We start from the raw sequence: 21,199 nt of genomic DNA, 5'->3' as shown, positions 1-21,199 counted from the left end.
GAAAAGTGGGTACTAGGTGCGCCGCCCTGGCAATAGATCGTTCGTTCGTGCCCTAATTGGCGCGGCTCGACTTCCGAGGGCTCCTCGGCCGCTCCTGCGGGAAATACGGGTTCACGACGCATGTCGCAGAGCGGCCGACGGCGAGATATCTGCACTGCTGGAGCGAGGTGTAGCGGCAGTCGAAATAGCCCACCTGGCCGTAGATCTGCATGCAGACGGGATGGCTGGGATCATAGGTCTGCGCACGCGCCGGCGCGCTGACGAGCAGCGTGCCGGACGCAACCAGTGCGAGGCAAGCGCGGCGCATCTCAGCGCGGCCAGGAAGAAACCGGCGCAAACGTGCGCGGACGATTTTGATACGCGTAGGGATCATCGCTTTGCCCTCCGAAATACGGGTTCGCGATACAGGTCAGCGCGCGGCCCGATGCGCTCGCCTGACACTGCGTGTAGGTGTCGAACCTGCAATTGCTCAGCCCCGGCCATTCATCGCCGGTCAGGCAGAACGCATGACTGGTTCCGAACGCGCGCGCCGGTGTGCTCGCGATGAACGCAAGCGTGAATGTGGCGATTGCGAGCGAAAATGTGGCGACAATGGGGAGGGTGAATAATGCACGCATCTCGAATCTCCAATCACGCGAATGTGCGCGCGACGATGTTACGCGCGTACGCAGTGTATCTCGTGTAGTCGACATTGAAATTGCTGAAAACTCTTGTTTCAAAGGGTTTCCAGCGCGCGCCGATAAATCTTCATTAATGAAGCGCGGCCCTTTGGAGCGAACTGTTGCGTCGCGGTTACAGCAATTCCGCCGATCACTGTTATGACCATGCCCACGGCCCGGGGGCCTACTGAAGAAAACTGGAACGGGATTCAAATGAAGAAGAATTTGTTGCTGGCCGCTGTGAGCCTCGTCGCACTGAGCGCGGCTGCACCGGCGGTGGCTGCTGATCTCGCGGCTCGGCCGTACACCAAGGCGCCTGCGATGGTCGCCGCGATCTACGACTGGAGCGGCTTCTACATCGGCATCAACGGCGGCGGCGGTTCGGCGCACTCGACCTGGGATCTGGTCGGCGGTGGCCGTGAAGGTTCGCACGATGCGACCGGCGGCACGGTCGGTGGCCAGATCGGCTATCGCTGGCAGTCCGGCCAGTGGGTGTTCGGCGTGGAAGGCCAGGGCAACTGGGCCGACTTCTCGGGCGACAACGTCAGCGCGCTGTTCGCGACTCGCAACCGTTCGAAGATCGACTCGTTCGGTCTGATCACCGGTCAGGTCGGCTATGCCTGGAACAACGTGCTCATCTACGTCAAGGGCGGTGCGGCTGTGGCCGGCACCAAGTACGAAGTCTTCAGCACGGCCTCGGGCGCGCTGCTGTCGTCGAACGACCAGACCCGTTGGGGTGGCACGGTGGGTGCCGGCCTCGAGTACGGTTTCGCCCCGAACTGGTCGGTTGGCGTCGAGTACAACCACATCTTCCTGCAGGACAAGGACGTCACCTTCGCGGGTCTCGCGGGTACCGACCGCATCCGTCAGGACGTCGACATGGGCCTCGTCCGCCTGAACTACAAGTTCGGTGGCCCGATCATCGGCCGCTACTGATACCAATCGCTCATCTTCGAGCGGTTGTCGAAAGCCCCGGCCATCGGCCGGGGCTTTTTTGTTGTTTGAAGTCAGTGAGTTAACCATTCCTTTTTGGGACGGTTCAGACGGCTTGACTCCTGAGAACAAAATGAGAACAATGTTCTTCATACGTTCCAGCAAGGGAGCAGGCCATGTTCAGGATTTTCGTGGAAGAAGCCGCCGCACTGGCATCGATCACCCTGTTCGTCGGGATGATCGCAATCTGGGCGCAGGTGATTCCGCAGCTCTAGGGCCAGGGTTTGGAAAACCGTTGCTGGGGAACTCCTCGGCGCGCCTGGGGAAAAGCGGGACGACGCGGCCGATCGGCCGCTCTGGCGTGGACTCTGCGGCGGCGACGCCCCACCATTGGGCGGCGAGTCGGCAAAGGCGGCTGGGAGGTGGGTGCAGGATACGCCATGATCCCCTCAGCATCCCCTTGGGGCCGGCGACCGTTCCATCCCATCTGCAAGAGGCCGTCACGCGACCATGCCGAGCGCCGGATTTGTCCACCTTCACGTTCACTCGGCCTATTCGCTGCTCAAGGGCTCGATCAAGATCGGCAAGCTCGCCGAGCTCGCCAAGAAGGACCATCAGCCGGCCCTGGCGCTGACCGACACCGACAATCTGTTCGGTGCGCTGGAGTTCTCCGACAAGATGGCGGGCTCCGGCATCCAGCCGATCGTCGGCTGCGAGCTCGCGATCGACTTCGGCGACCAGGATCCGACCGCGCGCAACGCCATTGGCCCCTCGCGCGTGGTGCTGCTGGCGGCGCAGGAGCGCGGCTATCGCAGCCTGATGCGGCTGAATTCGCGGGCGTTCCTGGAGACGCCCGACAGCCATGCCCCGTTCATCAAGTTCGACTGGTTCGACGGCGAGACCGAGGGGCTGATTGCGCTCACCGGCGGCCCTGACGGGCCGATCTCGCTGGCGCTTGCCGGCGGTATGGCCGAACTCGCGGCGACGCGCTGCGAGCGTCTCGCCACGCTGTTCGGCGACCGGCTCTACATCGAGTTGCAGCGACACAACATCGACAAGGAGCGGCGCGTCGAAAGCGGCCTGATCGACATCGCCTATGCCAAGGGGCTGCCGCTGGTTGCGACCAACGAGCCATATTTCGCGGCGACCGACGATTACGAGGCGCACGATGCGCTTTTGTGTATCGCCGGCGGCCGGCTGATCGCCGAGAGCGATCGCGTGCAGCTCACGCCGGATCATCGCTTCAAGACCCGCGCCGAGATGGCGGTGCTGTTCGCCGACATTCCGGAGGCGCTGGCCTCGACGGTCGAGATCGCCGAGCGCTGCTCGTTCCGCCCGATGACGCGCAAGCCGATCCTGCCGTTCTTCACGGTCGGCGCCGCCGCAAGCTCCGATGCCGCTGCGGTCGAGGCCGCCGAGTTGAAGCGGCAGGCGGAGGAGGGGCTCGCCAACCGCCTGCGCGTGCACGGCCTGTCGCAGGGCACCACGGAAGAGGACTACAGCAAGCGCCTGGCGTTCGAGCTCGACGTCATCATGCGCATGAAGTACGCGGGCTACTTCCTGATCGTGTCCGACTTCATCAAATGGGCGAAGTCGCAAGGCATTCCGGTCGGGCCGGGCCGCGGCTCCGGCGCGGGCTCGCTGGTCGCCTGGGCCCTGACCATCACCGATCTCGACCCGATCAAGTTCGGCCTGCTGTTCGAGCGCTTCCTCAACCCGGAACGCGTCTCGATGCCGGACTTCGACATCGACTTCTGCCAGGACCGCCGCGGCGAGGTGATCCAGTACGTGCAGCAGCGCTACGGCCGCGACCAGGTCGCGCAGATCATCACCTTCGGTACGCTGCAGGCGCGCGGCGTGCTGCGCGACGTCGGCCGCGTGCTGCAAATGCCTTACGGCCAGGTCGACAAGCTGACGAAACTGGTGCCGCAGAATCCGGCCGCGCCGGTGACGCTGGCCGCCGCGATCGAGAGCGAGCCGAAGCTCCAGGCGTTCCGCGACGAGGATCCGGTGGTGGCGCGCGCCTTCGACATCGCCCAGCGTCTCGAAGGCCTGACGCGCCACGCCTCGACGCATGCCGCCGGCATCGTGATCGGCGATCGCCCCCTGAGCGAGCTCGTGCCGCTCTACCGCGATCCCAAATCCGACATGCCGGTGACCCAGTTCAACATGAAATGGGTCGAGCCGGCGGGCCTCGTCAAGTTCGACTTCCTCGGCCTGAAGACGCTGACCGTGCTCGACGTCGCGTGCAAGCTGCTCAAGCCGCGCGACATCCATGTCGATCTCGCGACGCTGCCGATCGACGATGCCGAAAGCTACCAGATGCTGGCGCGCGGCGAGGTGGTCGGCGTGTTCCAGGTTGAAAGCCAGGGCATGCGGCGCGCGTTGGTCGACATGCGGCCCGACCGTTTCGAGGACATCATCGCGCTGGTGGCGCTCTACCGCCCCGGCCCGATGGCGAACATCCCGACCTATTGCTCGCGCAAGCACGGCGACGAGGAGCCGGAATATCTGCATCCCGTGCTGGAGCCGATCCTGAAGGAGACCTTCGGCGTCATCATCTACCAGGAACAGGTGATGCAGATCGCGCAGGTGATGTCGGGCTATTCGCTCGGCGACGCCGACCTGCTGCGCCGCGCCATGGGCAAGAAGATCCGCGCCGAGATGGACAAGCAGCGCGACATCTTCGTCGCCGGCGCGGTGAAGAACGGCGTGCCGAAGGGGCAGGCCGAGACCATCTTCGAGCTGCTGGCGAAGTTCGCCGACTACGGCTTCAACAAGAGCCACGCGGCGGCTTACGCGCTGGTGTCCTACCACACCGCCTACATGAAGGCGCATTATCCGGTGGAGTTCATCGCAGCGTCGATGACGCTCGATCTCAACAACACCGACAAGCTCTCCGAATTCCGCTCCGAGGCGCAGCGCCTCGGCATCAAGGTCGAGCCGCCGAACATCAACCGGTCGGGTGCGACCTTCGAGGTCGGAGAGAAGACCATCTACTACGCGCTCGCCGCGCTCAAGGGCGTCGGCATCCAGGCGATCGACCAGATCATCGAGGAGCGCACCAAGAACGGGCTGTTCACCTCGCTCGCCGACTTCGCCGCGCGGGTCAATCCGCGTGCGATCAACAAGCGCATCATCGAGAGTCTCGCCGCCGCCGGCGCCTTCGACACGCTGGAGCCGAACCGCGCGCGCGTCTTCGCCGGCGCGGACGCGATCCTCGCCGCCTGCCAGCGCGCGCATGAGGCCGCGACCATCGGCCAGAACGACATGTTCGGCATGTCGGCGGACGCGCCGACCATCATGCTGCCGCAGATCGAGGCATGGCTGCCGGCCGAGCGGCTGCGCCGCGAATACGACGCGATCGGCTTCTTCCTGTCCGGCCATCCGCTCGACGATTACGCCACCGTGCTGAAGCGCCTGCGGGTGCAGAGCTGGGCGGAATTCTCGCGCGCGGTGAAGACCGGCGCCACCGCCGGCAAGGTCGCGGCCACCGTGGTCTCGCGCATGGAACGGCGCACCAAGACCGGCAACAAGATGGGCATCATGGGGCTCTCCGATCCCACGGGCCACTTCGAGGCGGTGCTGTTCTCGGAAGGCCTTGCGCAATATCGCGACGTGCTCGAGCCGGGGGCGGCCGTGCTGCTCCAGCTTGGCGCCGAGCTCCAGGGCGAAGACGTGCGCGCCCGCGTGCTGCATGCCGAGCCGCTCGACGATGCCGCGGCCAAGACGCAGAAGGGCCTGCGCATCTTCCTGCGCGACACCAAGGCGCTGGAATCGATCGCCAAGCGTCTCGCCGGCCCCGAGATGGCGTCCTCGAACGGCGCCGCGCCAAAGGTCGGCAGCCCGGGGATTGCGCCGCGCTCCAACGGCGACGGCGAGGTCTTGCTGGTGATGATGCTCGACCTCGAGACCGAGGTGGAGATGAAGCTGCCCGGCCGCTTCAAGGTCTCGCCGCAGATCGCCGGCGCGATCAAGGCGGTCGCGGGCGTGGTGGACGTGCAGCAGCTCTGACGTTGCACGCGCCGCCGCAAACCAAAGCTTAACTATCAAGTTCACACCTGGTTTCGAAGTCTGCCGCGCGCAGCTATCAGTTGTTTCCCGGCGCGAGACCAAGGAAGAAGAATCATGTGTGACAAATGCTCCGAAAATCTGCATCAATCGGTTGCTCCCTCCCGACGCTCGATGATGCTTTTCGCCGCCTCCGCGCTCGGGGTGGCAGCGTTTGGCGGGCCTGCGGTGGCCAAGGAGGCGAAAGCGCCGCCGAAACCTCAGAACGTGCTGTCGCCCGATGCGGCGCTCAAACGGCTGATGGACGGCAATTCGCGCTACGTATCGGGTGTGTCGCGCCGTCACGACTTCGCGCACGAGCGCGAGGCATTGGTCGGCGGTCAGAATCCCTACGCTGCCGTTCTGAGCTGCGCCGATTCGCGGATCGCGCCTGAATATGCCTTCGACAGCGGACGCGGAGACCTGTTCGTGTGCCGCGTCGCCGGAAATTTTGCCGGCGATGAGACCGTTGCGAGCATGGAGTACACCGTCGCCGTGCTCGGCACGCCCCTGATCCTGGTGCTCGGCCACGACAATTGCGGCGCCGTCGACGCGACGATCAAGTCGCTCAAGGACGACAAGCCGCTGCCGGGACATATCCCTTCGCTGGTCTCCGCGATCGCACCGGCGGTGAAGACCGCTGCTCAGCAGAGCGGGAATGCGCTCGACAATGCCATCCGTCAGAATGTCATCGACAACGTGGCCAAGCTGAAATCGGCTGCGCCGATCCTCAATGCGGCAGTCGAGCAGGGCAAGCTCAAGGTGGTCGGCGGCATCTATCGGCTGAGCACAGGGACCGTCGAATTGCTGGCCCAAGGCTGAGGTTGGTGGCGCGTCTTTCCGGTGGCTTGTCCGCGCGATCCACGCAGTGGTCGTCGGATGTTGTTGCAACCCTGCGCTGATTTTGGCTAGCATACACCCGGGGAATGGACTGGGGTGTGCGATGCTGCGATGGGGCGCGTTGGTGGTGACCGCTGGCGTCATGTTGGCGGGGTGCGTGAGCGATCAGGTCGGAACGGACTTCGCATCCGTGTCAAAGAAGATCGGACCTCCGCGCGCGGGGCAGTCGCGCGTGGTGTTCCTGCAGGACAAGCGCAACGGCCTCAGCATGGCGTTTTGCGCCTGCGAGGTGAAGCTCGACGGTGCGCCGATGGGTAAGGTGCTCGCCGGCAAATATGCCTACGCCGATCGTCCGGCCGGCCGTCACGACGTGCTGGTGACCGAGCTGATGTTTCCCGGCGACACCAAGCGCGAGATCGTGATGGAATCCGGCCGAACGCACTTCTACCTCATCAAGAGCAGTGCCAGGCACGATGCCGCCACGGGCGGGGCGGTGCTTGGCGGGCTGGCCGGGCTTGCGGTGGTTTCCGTCGCGACGGCCGGCGAGTCCAATCCCGGGCCCGCCGAGCTCGTTGCGCTGGATGAGGCGACCGCGCGAACGAAGCTCGCTGAATTGCAAGCCGTCGAGTAAGATGCGCGGCACGATTGCCGCTGCATCAACGACGGCGGCTCGATGGGCAGGAGCGAGGCATGTGCGAGAATTGCGGAAGTGTTCGCGGCGCCCACATCCGCCCTTCGCGGAGGTCGCTCATCCACTTCACCGTCTCCGCGATCGGCCTGGCCTTCGCCGGCACAGCCTTCGCCAAGGAGGCCAAGGCGCCGCCCAAGCCGCAAAACGTGCTGGCGCCCGATGCGGCGTTGAAGCGGCTGATGGAGGGCAATGCGCGTTATGTCGAAGGCGTGTCGCGGCGGCACGATTTCAAGCATGAGCGCGAGGCGCTGGCCGGCGGCCAGAACCCGTTCGCGGCCGTGCTGAGCTGCGCCGACTCGCGCATCGCGCCTGAATATGCCTTCGACACCGGCCGCGGCGACCTGTTCGTCTGCCGCGTCGCCGGAAATTTTGCCGGCACCGAGACCATCGCCAGCATGGAATATGCCGTTGCCGTGCTCGGCGCGCCGCTGATCCTCGTGCTCGGCCATGACAGCTGCGGCGCGGTCGATGCGACGCTGAAGGCGATCAAGGACAACACCTCGCCGCCCGGCCACATCCCCTCGCTGATCGATGCGATCGCGCCCGCCGCCAAGGCTGCGATGCAGCAGGGCGGGGACGTGCTCGACAAGGCGACCCGGCAGAACGTGATCGACAACGTCGCCAAGCTGAAGTCGGCCGCACCGATCCTCAATGCGGCCGTGGAGCAGGGCAAGCTGAAGGTGATGGGTGGCATCTATCGGCTCACGACGGGAACGGTCGATCTGATCGCACAAGGCTGATCGCGCCAGGCTGAGCGAGCAGGACCGATCGCGCAAGGCTGAGCAAGACTGCCGCAACGCGGTTGCCGGGCGGTCGAGAAGCTGACGTGGGCCTGACGAAAGGCGCCTGGACGACAGGCGCCTTTCGGCGGCGGCCTGCGTCATGCCGCCGCCTCAATCCGGGCCTTTCGTTCAAGTGCCATTCAGCCAGCCGCGCGTCTGATGCGTGTTGGCAGCTCAACAACAAAGCGGGCAAGCAAGCCATGCGTGGGACCCACAAGGCCTTCCTCTGTTTCCTCTTGCCGATCTTGTTCCTTGCCGCGGGGGCGCTGGAGCCGGCGCGCGCGCAGCAGCAGGAAAAGCGAATCGCGCTCGTGGTCGGCAACGGCGCCTATGCCAAGTCGCCGCTGGCGACGACCGCGAACGATGCCGGCCTGATCGCGCAGACGCTGCAGGCGGCGGGCTTCGACGTCGTCGGCGCGCGCGATCTCGACGGCGACACGCTGCGCAAGAGCTTTCGCGATTTCATCCAGAAGGCGCAGGCCTCCGGCCCCGGCACCGTCGCGATGGTCTATCTCGCCGGCTACGGCGTGCAGCTTGCCGGCGAGAACTATTTCATCCCGGTCGATTCCAACATCACCCGCGACACCGACATCCCGACCGAGGCCCTGCGCATCAGCGACTATGCGCGCCAGCTTGCGGCGATTCCGCTCAAGGCCAACATCGTGGTGCTCGACGCGGCGCGGGCGCAGCCCTTCATCGAGGGCGGCCAGCCGATCGCGAGCGGGCTGGCGCTGGTCGAGCCCGATCAGAACATGCTGATCGCCTTCAATGCCGCGCCCGGCACGGTGGCGCCGGAGGAGCCGGGGCCCTACGGCATCTATGCGCAGTCGCTGGCGGAGATGATCCGCACCGGCGGCCTGCCGCTGCCTGACGTGTTCGATCGCGTCCGCCTGCGTGTCAACGAGGCCTCCAAGGGCGCGCAGGTACCCTGGAACGAGCAGAAGATATCGGCGCCATTCTCATTCTTCGATCGCGGGCCCGACGCGCCGCCGCCGGAGGCCTCGGCCGCCCAGGTCGCCGCGATCCGCAACAAGCCGATCCGCGATCTCGGTGTGCAAGACGCCTACGCCGCCGCGCTGGAGCGCGACACGCTGCCGGCCTATGAGGAATTTCTCGCGGCCTATCCGACCGATCCGATGTCCAAGCGCGTGATGGCGATCGTTGCGGCGCGCCGCGAGGCGATCACCTGGCGGCGGACTTATCGCACCGACACGCCGGAAGCCTATTGGTCGTATCTGCGCCGCTATCCGCGCGGGCCGCATGCAGGCGATGCGCGCCGTCGCCTCGCGATCCTCACCGCGCCGGCCGAGCCGCCGCCGAGCTTCGCGATGATCGACTATGACGTGCCGCCGCCGCCGCCGGAGGAGGTGGTCTATGTCGACCGTCCCGTGCTGTACTTCAGCGATCCCGATTTTGGCTTCGCGCCGCCACCACCGCCGCCGGTCTACTATCTGCCGCCGCCGCCGTCGGATTTCGTCGTGCTCGAGCCGCCGCTGCCTGTGGTCGGCCTGTTCGTGTTGCCGCAGCCGATGTTCGTGCCGATCCCGGTGTTCGTCAGGCCGCCGGTCTATGTCGCGCCGCCGCCGAACAACATCATCTTCAACAACATCCATAACACCACGGTCATCAACACCGTGATCAACCGGCCTCCCGCCCCGCCGCCGGCGGGTGGGGGAGGAGGAGGGACCGGGCCTGGCAATCTGACGCCGGCGATTGCCGGCCGCGCCAACCCGGTAGCACCGATGTTGCCGCAAGCCGCTACGCAGCGCGCGGCTCTGATCCAGCAGGGCAAGGCGCCGATGCCGCTGAGCGCGACGGTCCAGCCGACGGCGAGGCCCGGGATACCTCCCGGGACGCCGGCCAATGTCGCGCCAAATGCGCGACCAAGTGCGCTACCTGGTGGCCTCCCAGGTACAGCACCGAACGTCGCGCCGCAGACCAGGTTGCCTGCCGCCAACACGCTGCCGGTTCCGGGCTCCCATGGTGGGCCGCCGGCGCCGCCGGCAGGGGCAGCAGGGACTCTGCCGGGCGGAAAGCCCTTGCCGTCGACGGCAACTGCACCCGGCACGACCCTGCCGACGCATCCGGGGGCGCCGACCACGGCTGCGCCCGGCACAACGCCGCCGCCCCATCTTGGTGCGCCAACGGCCGCCGCTCCGACCACCGGTGCGCCCACCACGACAAATCCGGCCGTTGTGCCCGGCCAACCGCCCAAGCCCCCAGTCGCGCAGACCCCGCCCGGGGCCGGGCCTGCCGACCGTGCCAAGTCCGCAACCCGTGAGCCGGCCGGCCCGCCGCCTGCTGCCGCGGGAAAACCGGTCGTGCCGCCTCCGTCAGCAGTGCACGAGCCGATCAGGCCGCAGGCTCACCCGCCGGCCCCGCCGCAGGCGGCCAAGCCAGCAGCACCGCCCCCGCGGCCCCAGGCCGTGGCGCGGCCCACGCCGCCACCTCCGCCGCGCGTGTCGGCGCCGCCGCCACGGATGGCTGCACCTCCGCCGCCACGCCCCGCTCCGCCGGTGGCAGTGGCGCGTCCGGCGCCCCCGCCAATGGCTCGGCCCGCGCCGCCCCCGCCAGTAGCCCGGCCGGCGCCCCCGCCGCCGCCTCGGGTGGCCGTTGCACCTCCGCCGCGTCCGGCTGCACCTCCGCCCCGCCCAGCGGCCCCGCCGCCGGCGGCCAAGAAGTGCCCGCCGAACCAGCCCAAGTGCTAGGCAAGCGCTAGTCCAGCGCCAGAGCCTGGCGCGGTCTTTACGGAAGGGGGGCCATTCGCGGGCGAAACCGCCCGCGAATGGCCCTTATTTCCTTGCTTCTGGCCGAAATCGCGCTATATAGCGCGCCATCTCACACGGAAGCATGGCTCACAAGGCCGTCCGGTGGCAGCCGGGGCGCAACGCTCCGTTTTGCTCACACGCTTCCGGAGGAACCAACCGGAGAATTATAACAATGGCGCTACCCGACTTCACCATGCGTCAGCTTTTGGAAGCTGGCGTGCACTTTGGTCACCAGTCTCACCGCTGGAATCCGAAAATGGCTCCGTTCATTTTCGGCACCCGTAACAACATCCACATCGTCGACCTCGCCCAGACCGTGCCGATGCTGCACCACGCCCTCCAGGCCGTCAGCGACACGGTTGCGAAGGGCGGCCGCATCCTGTTCGTCGGCACCAAGCGCCAGGCACAGGACGGCGTTGCGGACGCGGCCAAGCGCTGCGCGCAGTATTTCGTCAACTCGCGCTGGCTCGGCGGCACGCTGACCAACTGGAAGACGATCTCGGCTTCGATCAAGCGCCTGCGTCACCTCGACGACGTGCTCGCGGGCGGCGAAGCCAATTCGTACACGAAGAAGGAGCGCCTGACGCTTCAGCGCGAGCGCGACAAGCTCGACCGCTCGCTCGGCGGCATCAAGGACATGGGCGGTCTGCCCGACCTGATCTTCGTGATCGACACCAACAAGGAAGACATCGCGATCCAGGAGGCCCAGCGCCTCAACATCCCGGTCGCCGCGATCGTCGACACCAATTCGGACCCGAAGGGCATCACCTATGTGGTGCCGGGCAATGACGACGCCGGCCGCGCGATCTCGCTCTATTGCGACCTGATCGCGCGTGCGGCGATCGACGGCATCTCGCGCGCCCAGGGCGATTCGGGCATCGACATCGGTGCTTCGGCCCGTCCGCTCGCCGAAGAGCTGCCGGCGGCCTCCTCAAGCGGCTTCCAGGGCCTTGCTGGTCCCCGCGGCACCGCCGACGACCTCAAGAAGCTCCCGGGCGTGTCGGGCGCGATCGAGAAGAAGTTCAACGACCTCGGCATCTTCCACTTCTGGCAGCTCGCCGAGCTCGATCACGACACCGCGCACACGATCGGCGAAGAAGTCGGTCTGCCGAGCCGTGCGGATGCCTGGGTGGCCAAGGCCAAGGCGCTGACCGCGGAAGCGGAATAGTCAAAAAGAGTGATGGGTTGGCCGGATAGACTCCGGCCACCATTTCAGTTGACGCGAATTCCTGAGATGGACCGCGGCGGGGCAATTTGATGCCACGCCGCGGCAAACCGGCAGGCACAAAGGATATTCAACGATGGCAACGATCACAGCTGCGATGGTCAAGGACCTGCGCGAGTCGACCGGCGCGGGCATGATGGACTGCAAGGCCGCACTGACCGAAAACGACGGCAACATGGAAGCGGCGCAGGATTGGCTGCGCAAGAAGGGCCTTTCGAAGGCCGCCAAGAAGTCGGGCCGCGTCGCGGCCGAGGGCCTCATCGGCGCGCTCACCAAGGGCACCAAGGGCGTCGTGGTCGAGGTCAACTCCGAGACCGACTTCGTTGCGCGCAACGGCCAGTTCCAGGGCCTGGTCAAGATGATCGCCCAGGTTGCGTTCGACGTCGGCGCCGATGTCGAGAAGATCAAGGCCGCCAAGGTCGGCGACGTCACGATCGAAACCGCGATCAATGACGCGATCGCAACCATCGGCGAGAACATGACGCTGCGCCGCGCAGCTTCGCTCGAAGTGAGCCAGGGCGTGGTGTCGCACTACGTCCACGGTGCGGTCATCGACGGTGCCGGCAAGATGGGCGTGATCGTGGCGCTGGAATCGCCGGGCAAGGCCGACGAGCTTGCCGCGCTCGGCCGCCAGATCGCGATGCATGTCGCCGCCGCCAACCCGCTGGCGCTCGATCCGTCCGGCCTCGATCCGGCGGTCGTCAAGCGCGAGAAGGACGTGCTCGCCGACAAATATCGCCAGCAGGGCAAGCCGGAGAACGTGATCGAGAAGATCGTCGAGTCCGGCCTCAAGACCTACTACAAGGAAGTCTGTCTGCTCGAGCAGGCCTTCATCCACGACACCGGCAAGTCGGTGGCGCAGGCGGTGAAGGAAGCCGAAGGCAAGGTCGGCGGCGCTGTGAAGATTGCGGGCTTTGTGCGCTATGCTCTCGGTGAGGGAATCGAGAAGCAGGAAAGCGACTTCGCAGCCGAGGTCGCTGCGGCCAGCGGCAAGAAGTAAGCGCCGGAACGTTCCTTCCGGCGTGCCGCCGGAAGCGGCGGCCGGACAAGGAAAAGTGCTCATGACTGATCCGGTCTATCGTCGCGTCGTGATCAAGCTGTCCGGCGAATATCTCGCGGGACAGCAGGGTTTTGGCATCGATCAGCCGACCGTCGATCGGGTTGCGGACGATCTGATCGCCGCCCGCCATCTCGGCACCGAGGTTGCGGTCGTGATCGGCGGCGGCAATATCGTGCGCGGCGTCGAGGTGTCCTCGCGCGGCGTCTCGCGCCCGACCGGCGACACCATGGGCATGCTCGCCACCATGATGAACTGTCTCGCGCTGGAAGCGGCGATCGAGCGCAAGGGCACGCCGGCGCGCACGCTGTCGGCCTTCGTCATGCCCGAGATTTCCGAGCTGTTCACCCGGACTGCGGCGCACAAATACCTCGCCGAGGGCCGGATCGTGCTGCTCGGCGGCGGAACCGGCAATCCGTTCTTCACCACCGATACGACCGCGGTGCTGCGCGCCGCCGAGATCGGCGCACAGGCGGTCCTGAAGGCGACCAATGTCGACGGGGTCTACTCGGCCGACCCGAAGAAGGATCCGACCGCCACGCGGTTCGACCGGCTGACGCATTCGCAGGCGATCGAGGGCGGCTACAAGGTGATGGACGCGACCGCCTTCGCGCTTGCCCGCGAGACGTCGCTGCCTATCATCGTGTTCTCGATCGCGGAGCCGGGGTCGATCGGTGCGATTCTGCGTGGCATCGGCCACGGTACCATCGTCGCCGGCTGACGGCTCATCTGGCGCGCCCTGAAGGGAGGGGCGCGGTGAGGTCGCCGGGATTTTGAAGGAGAAACGTGATGCCCACGGGAAATTTCGACCTCAACGAAGTAAAGCGCCGTATGCAAGGCGCCGTCCAGTCCCTCAAGCACGAGCTTGGCGGCTTGCGCACCGGCCGCGCCTCCGCCTCGATGCTCGATCCGGTGCAGGTCGAGGCCTATGGCAGCCACATGCCGCTGAACCAGCTCGCCACCGTCAGCGTGCCCGAGCCGCGCCTGATCTCGGTGCAGGTCTGGGACAAGTCGATGGTCAAGGCGGTGGAGAAGGCGATCGTCGATTCCAATCTCGGCCTGTCGCCTGCGACCGAGGGCCAGGTGCTGCGCCTGCGCATCCCCGAGCTCAACGAGGAGCGGCGCAAGGAGCTCGTCAAGGTCGCGCACAAATACGCGGAGGCCGCCAAGGTCGCCGCGCGTCACGTCCGCCGCGACGGCCTCGACGTTCTGAAGAAGCTCGAGAAGAATCACGAGATGTCGGAGGACGATCAGAAGCGTCATGCCGACGAGGTCCAGAAGGTGACCGACGGCACGATCGCCGAGATCGACCAGCTGCTGGCCGCCAAGGAAAAAGAAATCCTCACCGTCTGAGGCTGCCGTCATGTCCAACGCCGCCGCGCCCGCAACGGAAGGACCCGATCGGTCCGACGCGCCTGCGCATGTCGCCATCATCATGGATGGCAACGGGCGTTGGGCCGCCGCGCGCGGTTTGCCGCGGGCCGAAGGTCATCGCCGCGGCGTGGAGGCCTTGCGCCGCGTGGTGCGCGCCTCGCACGAGCTCGGCATCCGCTATCTCACCATCTTCTCGTTCTCGTCGGAGAACTGGTCGCGTCCGGCGAGCGAGATCGGCGATCTGTTCGGCCTGCTCAGGCGGTTCATCCGCAACGATCTCGCGAGCCTGCATCGCGACGGCGTCAAGGTCCGCATCATCGGCGAGCGCGACGGGCTCGAGAGCGACATCTGCGCGCTGCTCAACGAGGCCGAGGAACTGACGCGCGACAATTCGCGTCTCACGCTCGTCGTCGCCTTCAACTACGGCTCGCGGCAGGAGATCGCGAAGGCGGCACAGAAGCTCGCGCGCGAGGTCGCGGAGGGCAGGCGCGATCCTGCCACGATCGACGCCGAGACGCTTGGGGCGCATCTCGATGCGCCCGACATTCCCGATCCCGATCTCATCATCCGCACCAGCGGCGAGCAGCGCCTGTCCAACTTCCTGATGTGGCAGGCGGCCTATAGCGAGCTCGTGTTCGTGCCGATCCACTGGCCGGATTTCGACAAGGCGGCGCTGGAAGGCGCGATCGCCGAATTCGCCAGGCGCGAGCGCCGTTTCGGCGGCCTGGTCGCGAAAACCGCCTCGTGAGCGAACCCGAGACCGTACCGGCTGGCTCGAAGCCTGCCCCAAGCAATCTCGTGATGCGGGTCCTCGCAGCGCTGGTGCTGGCGCCGCTTGCCATTGCGCTCGCTTATGCCGGCGGCTGGCTGTGGGCGCTCCTCGTCACGCTGGTGTCGATCGGGCTGTTCGCGGAATGGCTGATGGTGGTGGGCGCGGGGTCCGTTGCGCTGACCGCGTGCGGAACGATCGTCCTCGCCATCATGGGCTTCTGCGTCGCCTTCGGCGCGCTCAAGACCGCAATCGTCACCGGCCTCGTTGGCGGGGCCATCGTGACGCTGATCGCGCGAGGCAAGTTCGTCTGGGCGGCCGCCGGATTCGCCTATGCATCGGCGGCGCTGCTGGCCTCGATCCTGGTACGGCAGGATCTCGTGAACGGCTTTGCCGCGCTGATGTTCGTGCTGCTCGTGGTGTGGGTGACCGACATTGGCGGCTATTTCGCCGGCCGCGGCATTGGCGGACCGAAGCTGTGGCCGCGCGTGAGCCCGAAGAAGACCTGGGCCGGCGCGCTCGGCGGCTTTGCCGCCAGCCTTGCGGTCGCTGCCGGCTTTGCGGCTTGCGGGCTCGGGAAGGCGGTTCCACTGCTGCTCGTCAGCGCCGTCCTGTCGGTGGTCTCGCAGCTCGGCGATCTCTTCGAATCCGCGGTGAAGCGGCGCTTCGGTGTCAAGGATTCCAGTCACTTAATTCCCGGCCATGGCGGTCTACTGGACCGTCTGGACGGTTTTGTCGCCGCCATCCTGGCGGCATGGATTATCGGCTTTCTCCGCCATGGTGTGCATAGCGCCGGAAGCGGTCTTGTGGTTTGGTGAGGATATGAGCGCGGTCCCATTGCGTAACAATAAGGCTGCGGCGTCTGCCGTCCGCAGCGTCACGGTTCTCGGTGCCACCGGCTCGATCGGCGACAGCACGATGGATCTGCTGCGCGCCTCTCCCGAACGCTACCGTGTCGAGGCGCTGACGGCGAACGGCAATGTCGAAGCGCTGGCGAAGCTCGCGAAGGAGTTTTCGGCGCGCTTCGTGGCGATCGCCGACACCTCCAAGTTCGCCGAGCTCAAGGCTGCACTTGCGGGCACGAGCACCGAATGCGGCGCCGGCGAAAGCGCGGTGATCGAGGCCGGCGCGCGTCCGGCCGATTGGGTGATGGCTGCCGTGAGCGGCGCCGCCGGACTGAAGCCGGCGCTCGCCGCGGTCGATCGCGGCGCGCATGTCGCGCTTGCCAACAAGGAATGCCTCGTCTGCGCCGGCGATTTCTTCATGCAGCGCGCGGCGAAGGCCGGCGCCTGCATCCTGCCAGCCGATTCCGAGCATAATGCGCTGTTCCAGGCGCTCGGCTCCGGTAATCGCGACGAGCTGGTCCGTGTCATCATCACGGCATCCGGCGGTCCGTTCCGGACCTGGAAACCTGCCGACATCGAGCAGGCGACGCTTGCCCAGGCGCTGAAGCATCCGAACTGGAGCATGGGCCAGAAGATCACGATCGATTCCGCCTCGATGATGAACAAGGGGCTCGAGGTGATCGAGGCCTCCTATCTGTTCGCGCTCTCGCCCGACGAGATCGACGTTCTTGTTCATCCGCAGTCGATCATCCACGGCATGGTCGAGTTCTCCGACCGTTCGGTCGTGGCCCAGCTCGGCTCTCCCGACATGCGCACCCCGATCGCCCACTGCCTCGGCTGGCCCGACCGCATCAAGGGACCGGCGGCCAAGCTCGATCTGGCCAAGATCGGCCAGCTGACCTTCGAGGCGCCCGATTTCGAGCGGTTCCCCGGACTACGGCTGGCTTACGATTCGCTCCGGACCGGGAAGGGGGCGACCACGGTGTACAATGCCGCCAACGAGGTCGCGGTCGCCGCCTTCATCGCCGGCAAGATCCGGTTCGGCGCGATTGCCCGGCTGGTGGAGGCGACGTTGGAGGACTGGATCCGCGGCGGGAACCAGACGCCTCTGACGTCCGCCGACGATGCAATCTCTGTTGACCATGTTGCTCGAAATAGAGCTGCCGCCCTATTGCCTCAAATTGCCTTAAAGGCATCCTAGATGGTTCGGGGCCAGGGCCTTGCGGCGCTGGATGAGGGAATTCGATGATCGACTTTTTTGTCCATAGTTTCAATACGTTGAGCCATGGGCTCCTCGGCTACGCAGTTCCCTTCCTGTTCGTCCTGACCATCGTCGTGTTCTTCCATGAACTCGGCCATTTTCTGGTCGCGCGCTGGGCGGGCGTTCGGGTGTTAACCTTCTCGCTCGGCTTCGGGCCTGAGCTGGTCGGTTTCAACGACCGCCATGGCACCCGCTGGAAGATCTCGGCGATCCCGCTCGGCGGTTACGTCAAGTTCTTCGGCGACGAGAGCGAGGCTTCGACGCCGTCGGCCGAGACGCTCGCGGCCATGACGGCCGAGGAGCGCGCCGGCAGCTTCCACCATAAGAAGGTCGGCCCGCGCGCCGCCATCGTCGCGGCCGGACCGATCGCCAATTTCATTCTGGGCGCGCTGATCTTCGCCGGCATGGCCCTGTATTACGGCAAGCCGAGCACGATCGCGCGCGTCGACGGCGTCGTCGCCGATGGCGCGGCGGCTGCGGCCGGCTTCAAGATCGGGGACATCGTCGTCCAGATCGACGGCAAGCCGATCGAGAGCTTTGCCGACATGCAGCGGATCGTGGCGATGAATGCCGGTTCGGCGCTTGCCTTCCAGGTGAAGCGCGACGGCGCCATCGTGTCGCTGACCGCGACGCCGGCGCTGCTCGAGCGCAAGGATCCGTTCGGCAACAGCCACCGCCTCGGCGTGCTGGGCGTCGAGCACAAGTCTCAGGCTGGTGAGGCCTCGACCGCACCGGTCGGGGTCGGTGAGGCGCTCAAGATCGGGGTCGAGCAGGTCTGGTTCATCATCACCAGTACCTTCAAGTTCCTGGGCTCGCTGTTTGTCGGAAACGGCAACCCCAACGAGGTCAGCGGCGTCCTCGGAATCGCGAAGATGTCGGGGCAGGCGGCCAGCGCCGGGTTCCAGTTCGTGATCAACCTCTGCGCGGTGCTGTCGGTGTCGATCGGCCTGCTGAACCTGTTCCCGATCCCGCTGCTGGATGGCGGTCACCTTATGTTCTATGCGGCGGAGGTGGTTCGCGGCCGGCCCCTGTCCGAGCGGACTCAGGAAATGGGGTTCCGAATCGGGCTGGGTTTGGTGCTGATGTTGATGGTGTTTGCGACCTACAACGACATCCTGCGGATGGCAGCTTCCTGATAGGGGCTTTTTTGTGGCGTTGCTGTTAGGCAACGTCTTGGAATGAAATTGAAATTGCGGCGCGCTCGGCCGTTTGCGGCGTCGGTGAAATTGGCTACAAGCGGCCTGAACTTGGGGAATCTCCGGACCGGCGTTGGGGTTGGGTCTGGCACGGAATGATAAGGGCGCGTTGCGCAATGAAGTTTGGACTGCGACTCCGGGGGGGCTTGCTTGCCACCCTGATCATGTTCGGCGCGCCGGTGGTTGCCCCGATTGGGGCTGCTCTTGTGTCTTCGTCTGCGCTTGCGCAGACCGTCCAGTCGATTTCCGTCGAAGGAAATCGCCGGGTCGAGGTGGAGACGATCCGCTCCTATTTCAAGCCGGGTCCGGGCGGTCGCCTGGATCAGGGCGCCATCGACGACGGCCTCAAGGCGCTGATCGAGACCGGCCTGTTCCAGGACGTGAAGATCAACCGCGGCGCCGGTGGCCAGATCGTCGTCTCCGTGGTGGAAAACCCGGTGATCGGTCGCATCGCCTTCGAGGGCAACAAGAAGATCAAGGACGAGCAACTCGGCACTGAAGTCCAGTCCAAGGCGCGCGGCACCTTCTCCCGCGCCATGGTGCAGTCCGACACGCTGCGAATCGCCGAAATCTATCGCCGCTCCGGCCGCTACGACGTCCGCGTCACGCCCGAGGTCATCGAGCAGCCGAACAACCGCGTCGATCTCATCTTCACGATCGAGGAGGGCGCCAAGACCGGCGTCAAGTCGATCGAGTTCGTCGGCAATGTCGCGTTCTCGTCCTACCGCCTGCGGGACGTCATCAAGACGCGCGAATCGAACCTGCTGAGCTTCCTTGCCAGCGGCGACATCTACGATCCCGACCGCGTCGAGGCCGACCGCGACCTGATCCGCCGCTTCTACCTCAAGAACGGCTTCGCCGACGTCCAGGTCGTGGCCGCGCTCACCGAATACGATCCGGAGAAGAAGGGCTTCAACGTCACCTTCAAGATCGAGGAAGGCGCCCAATACCGCGTCGGCGCGCTCGACTTCCGTTCCAGCATCCCGAACTTCGATCCGAACTCGATGCGCGCCTATTCGCGCGTCAATGTCGGCTCGCTCTACAACGTCGAATCGGTCGAGAAGTCGGTCGAGGAGATGCAGATCGAGGCCTCGCGCCGTGGCTATGCCTTCGCCGTGGTCCGTCCCGGCGGCGACCGCAACTTCGAGGCGCACACCGTCTCCGTCGTGTTCAACATCGACGAGGGCCCGCGCACCTATATCGAGCGCATCAACCTGCGCGGCAACACCCGCACGCGCGACTACGTCATCCGCCGCGAGTTCGACATCTCCGAGGGCGATGCCTACAACCGCGCACTGGTCGATCGTGCCGAGCGGCGCCTGAAGAACCTCGACTATTTCAAGAGCGTGAAGATCACGACGGAGCCCGGCTCGTCCAGCGACCGCGTCATCCTGATCGTCGACATGGAAGAAAAATCGACCGGCGACTTCTCGATCTCCGGCGGTTACTCCACGACCGACGGCGCGCTTGCCGAAGTCTCGGTCTCCGAGCGCAACCTGCTCGGTCGCGGCCTGTTCGCCAAGGCGTCGGTGACCTATGGCCAGTACGCACGCGGCTATTCGCTGTCGTTCGTCGAGCCGTATCTGCTCGACTACCGCGTCGCGCTGGGCCTCGACCTCTATCAGCGTGAGCAGAAGTCCAACAGCTACATCTCCTACGGCACCAAGACGCTCGGCTTCTCGCCGCGCCTCGGCTTCTCCTTGCGTGAAGATCTGGCGCTGCAGCTGCGCTACTCGATCTATCGGCAGGAAATCACGCTGCCGTTCTACCTGGCAAACTGTAACAACATCGCCGGCCCGGCGTTCAACCCGAGCCCGGCCTTCGCTGCGTCGCAGGTTCCGCCGATCGATTTGAGCTCGACCAACGGCCTCGGCTGCTACAGCGACGGCGAAGCCTCGCTGCCGGTGCGCAAGGAGCTTGCCAACGGCAAGACCCTGACCTCGGCGCTCGGCTACTCTCTGAGCTACAACACGCTGGACAACAACAAGAACCCCACCGACGGTCTGCTCGTCGACTTCCGGCAGGACTTCGCCGGCGTCGGCGGCGACGTCACCTACCTGAAGAGCGTTATCGACGCGAAGTACTACACCCCGCTGGTGTCTGACATCGTCGCCGTCGCGCGCCTTCAGAGCGGCATCCTGACCAAGATGGGGAGCGATCTGCGGATGCTCGACCACTTCCAGATGGGCCCGAACCTCGTCCGCGGCTTTGCTCCGAACGGCATCGGCCCGCGCGACCTGAACCCCTTTGGCACGCAGGATGCGCTCGGCGGCACCAAGTACTGGGGCGCTTCGATGGAATTGCAGATGCCGTTCTGGTTCCTGCCGAAGGAAGTCGGTCTGAAGGGCGCGGTCTATGCTGACGCCGGCGGTCTGTACGACTATCAGGGACCGACGACTTGGTCGGCGACCGGTGAGACGACCACCACAAGGAACTCAAACTGCATCCCGTCCACCATCAATCCGGCGACGGCGGGCACCTGTACCGGCCTCGTGTACGACGACAGCAAGGTGATCCGCTCGTCGGTCGGTGTCGGCCTGATCTGGCAGTCGCCGTTCGGACCGCTGCGCTTCGACTATGCCGTGCCGCTCAGCAAGGGCAAGTATGACCGCACGCAGGAGTTCCGGTTCGGCGGCGGCACCTCGTTCTAATTCGATCAGCAGGGCATGATCCGGCCCCCTTGGGTTTCCCTTGGGTTTTCCTTGGGGCCGGTCTCCAATAAGATCGTGCTCAATCCGGGAGAAAAGGC

General features: G+C 65.7%; 17 protein-coding genes. 15 read left to right on the top strand and 2 right to left on the bottom strand.

The window, feature by feature from the left end; translation table 11 throughout:
- Positions 1–52 precede the first annotated feature (52 nt).
- On the bottom strand, positions 53–307 hold the full coding sequence (locus tag BJA_RS24470; RefSeq protein WP_038967837.1) for a DUF3551 domain-containing protein: 255 nt from the start codon (positions 305–307) through the stop codon (positions 53–55).
- Between the two features lies 1 nt (position 308).
- Positions 309–617 carry a DUF3551 domain-containing protein gene (locus tag BJA_RS24465; protein ID WP_038967838.1) on the bottom strand — a complete coding sequence of 103 codons (309 nt, stop codon included), beginning with the start codon at positions 615–617 and terminating at the stop codon, positions 309–311.
- A gap of 255 nt (positions 618–872) precedes the next feature.
- Here BJA_RS24465 and BJA_RS24460 point away from each other — a divergent pair, with 255 nt between their 5' ends.
- From BJA_RS24460 to bamA, 15 genes are all read left to right on the top strand, one after another.
- Positions 873–1,595 (top strand): outer membrane protein, encoded by a 723-nt coding sequence (locus BJA_RS24460; RefSeq protein ID WP_028171744.1) that lies wholly within the window; start codon positions 873–875, stop codon positions 1,593–1,595.
- Positions 1,596–2,102: 507 nt separating this feature from the next.
- Complete coding sequence (gene dnaE / locus BJA_RS24455; protein ID WP_011087634.1) at positions 2,103–5,606, top strand: DNA polymerase III subunit alpha; 3,504 nt, start codon at positions 2,103–2,105, stop codon at positions 5,604–5,606.
- 114 nt (positions 5,607–5,720) lie between these two features.
- Positions 5,721–6,464 carry a carbonic anhydrase gene (locus BJA_RS24450; protein ID WP_011087633.1) on the top strand — a complete coding sequence of 248 codons (744 nt, stop codon included), beginning with the start codon at positions 5,721–5,723 and terminating at the stop codon, positions 6,462–6,464.
- Between the two features lie 208 nt (positions 6,465–6,672).
- Entirely contained in the window at positions 6,673–7,113 is a 441-nt protein-coding gene (locus tag BJA_RS24445) for a DUF2846 domain-containing protein (protein WP_236842065.1), read from the top strand.
- 59 nt (positions 7,114–7,172) lie between these two features.
- Positions 7,173–7,913 (top strand): carbonic anhydrase, encoded by a 741-nt coding sequence (locus BJA_RS24440; RefSeq protein ID WP_011087631.1) that lies wholly within the window; start codon positions 7,173–7,175, stop codon positions 7,911–7,913.
- 242 nt (positions 7,914–8,155) lie between these two features.
- Positions 8,156–10,663 carry a caspase family protein gene (locus BJA_RS24435; protein ID WP_063921626.1) on the top strand — a complete coding sequence of 836 codons (2,508 nt, stop codon included), beginning with the start codon at positions 8,156–8,158 and terminating at the stop codon, positions 10,661–10,663.
- Between the two features lie 232 nt (positions 10,664–10,895).
- Positions 10,896–11,891, top strand: coding sequence for a 30S ribosomal protein S2 (locus BJA_RS24430; protein WP_011087629.1), 996 nt, complete (start codon positions 10,896–10,898; stop codon positions 11,889–11,891).
- A gap of 133 nt (positions 11,892–12,024) precedes the next feature.
- Positions 12,025–12,948: a translation elongation factor Ts gene (gene tsf, locus BJA_RS24425; protein WP_011087628.1), complete on the top strand. Its 924-nt coding sequence runs from the start codon at positions 12,025–12,027 to the stop codon at positions 12,946–12,948.
- Between the two features lie 61 nt (positions 12,949–13,009).
- Positions 13,010–13,726, top strand: coding sequence for a UMP kinase (gene pyrH / locus BJA_RS24420; protein WP_027545778.1), 717 nt, complete (start codon positions 13,010–13,012; stop codon positions 13,724–13,726).
- Between the two features lie 68 nt (positions 13,727–13,794).
- Complete coding sequence (gene frr / locus BJA_RS24415; RefSeq protein WP_028171750.1) at positions 13,795–14,358, top strand: ribosome recycling factor; 564 nt, start codon at positions 13,795–13,797, stop codon at positions 14,356–14,358.
- A gap of 10 nt (positions 14,359–14,368) precedes the next feature.
- Positions 14,369–15,127 (top strand): isoprenyl transferase, encoded by a 759-nt coding sequence (locus tag BJA_RS24410; RefSeq protein WP_011087625.1) that lies wholly within the window; start codon positions 14,369–14,371, stop codon positions 15,125–15,127.
- Positions 15,124–15,966, top strand: a complete 843-nt coding sequence (locus BJA_RS24405; RefSeq protein WP_011087624.1) for a phosphatidate cytidylyltransferase — start codon at positions 15,124–15,126, stop codon at positions 15,964–15,966. Before BJA_RS24410 ends, BJA_RS24405 begins: the two co-directional genes overlap by 4 nt.
- A 4-nt stretch (positions 15,967–15,970) precedes the next feature.
- Positions 15,971–17,194: a 1-deoxy-D-xylulose-5-phosphate reductoisomerase gene (gene dxr / locus BJA_RS24400; RefSeq protein WP_011087623.1), complete on the top strand. Its 1,224-nt coding sequence runs from the start codon at positions 15,971–15,973 to the stop codon at positions 17,192–17,194.
- Between the two features lie 44 nt (positions 17,195–17,238).
- Positions 17,239–18,390, top strand: a complete 1,152-nt coding sequence (gene rseP / locus BJA_RS24395) for an RIP metalloprotease RseP (protein ID WP_011087622.1) — start codon at positions 17,239–17,241, stop codon at positions 18,388–18,390.
- Positions 18,391–18,566: 176 nt separating this feature from the next.
- Positions 18,567–21,101, top strand: a complete 2,535-nt coding sequence (gene bamA / locus BJA_RS24390) for an outer membrane protein assembly factor BamA (RefSeq protein WP_011087621.1) — start codon at positions 18,567–18,569, stop codon at positions 21,099–21,101.
- Positions 21,102–21,199: the final 98 nt, after the last annotated feature.

The sequence above is a fragment of the Bradyrhizobium diazoefficiens USDA 110 genome (genome assembly GCF_000011365.1).
Lineage (GTDB): Bacteria > Pseudomonadota > Alphaproteobacteria > Rhizobiales > Xanthobacteraceae > Bradyrhizobium > Bradyrhizobium diazoefficiens.
Note: the sequence above shows the minus strand (reverse complement) of the source record. Positions and strands in the feature narration are given on the sequence as shown.